1 protein-coding gene is annotated in these 1,584 nt (G+C 72.6%); it reads left to right on the plus strand.

The annotated features are described in order from the left end of the window. Positions 1-1,584, plus strand: a 1,584-nt coding sequence (locus CLM62_RS27725) for a phosphopantetheine-binding protein (RefSeq protein WP_306457939.1), incomplete at both ends; no start/stop codon positions are given.

The raw sequence follows: 1,584 nt of genomic DNA on the forward strand, positions 1-1,584 counted from the left end.
GTCCCCGGCCACGACCGGCTGTCCGAGGTGATCGCCGATCACCTGGCCCTGCACGACGACTACCTCAACGGTCAACTGGCCGGCGCGCAGCGCCTGATGGGGATCCTCGAGCGGGCCGACGAGCAGGGCCGTGTCCACGAGGTGTTCCCGGGTGTGGCCAGCGTCAAGGAGCACGGGCTGGCCATCGGGCGCACGCATCTGCGGGCCAACGAGATCCTGCGGGACCTGGCGGCCATGGAGCTGGGCACGTCGGCGCCGACGGCACCGTCCACGCCGGTCACTCCCACCGAGCCGGTGGCTCCGGCCGCGCCGGCGGCTCCGGCCGCGCCGCCCGCTTTGACCGCGCCGGTCGTCCCGCCTGCTCCGGCGGCCCCGGCCGTCGAGCCACCTGCTCCGGCTCACCCGGAGGAGACCGAGACCGGGATGCCCGCGGCCGGTCCCGCTCCGGCTGGGTCTCCCGCCCCCGAGTCGCCGTCGTCCGGGGCATCGGCCGCCGACGTGGAGGCCGCGTTGCTCGCGGTGGTATCGGAGAAGACCGGCTATCCGGCGGAAATGCTCGACCTCGGCATGGACCTGGAGGCGGACTTGGGCATCGACTCCATCAAGCGCGTCGAAATCATGGGCGTCCTCCAAGAACGCTTCCCCAGCCCCACCCCCGTCGGCCCCGAACAACTCGCCGAGCTGCGGACACTGAGCGAGATCGTCGGCTTCGTCCTGAGCCTCGGCGGGCCGAGCGCCCGTCCGCAGGCCTCGGCCACCGCGACGCAGACCGCCCCGGCCCAGGTCGTCAACACCGCGGACGTCGCCGCCGCGCTGCTCGGCATCGTGTCGGAGAAGACCGGCTACCCGGCCGAGACGCTCGACCTGGGGATGGACGTCGAAGCCGACCTCGGCATCGACTCCATCAAACGCGTCGAAATCATGGGCGTCCTCCAAGAAAACTTCCCCAGCCCCACCCCCGTCGGCCCCGAACAACTCGCCGAACTCCGCACCCTGAACGAGATCGTCGGCTTCGTCCTCGAACTCCGCGAGCCGGGCGCCGCCTCCGCCCCTGCCTCCGCATCCGACCCGAGCACCACGACCGCCGCCGAACCCAGCCCGGCGTCGGCACCCACGCCCTCCGCCGACGACGTGCGCGGCGTTCTCCTCGACGTCGTGGCCGGCAAGACCGGCTACCCCGCCGACATGCTCGACCTGGGGATGGACGTCGAAGCGGACCTTGGGATCGACTCCATCAAGCGCGTCGAGATCATGGGTGTCCTTCAGGAGCGTTTCCCCAGCCCCACCCCGGTCGGCCCCGAACAGCTCGCCGAACTGCGCACCCTGAGCGACATCGTCGGCTTCGTCACGGGACTCTCCGGTGCCGCGTCCGGGGAGCGGCATGTTCCTGAGGTGACCACCGCCGAGCCGACCGTCACCGAGTCGACCGCCATCGAGCCGGCCCCCGCCGCGGCTCCCGCCACCGCCGCGCTCGGCCGGGGCCAGGCCGCGCTGGTGGACCTGCCCGTGCCGGACCGGCTCGTGGGGGCGTATCCGCAGGGTGCGGCCGCGATCGTCGTCGACGACGGCAGTGCGGTCGCAGGG

Source organism: Streptomyces sp. SA15 (genome assembly GCF_002291145.1).
Taxonomy (GTDB): domain Bacteria; phylum Actinomycetota; class Actinomycetes; order Streptomycetales; family Streptomycetaceae; genus Streptomyces.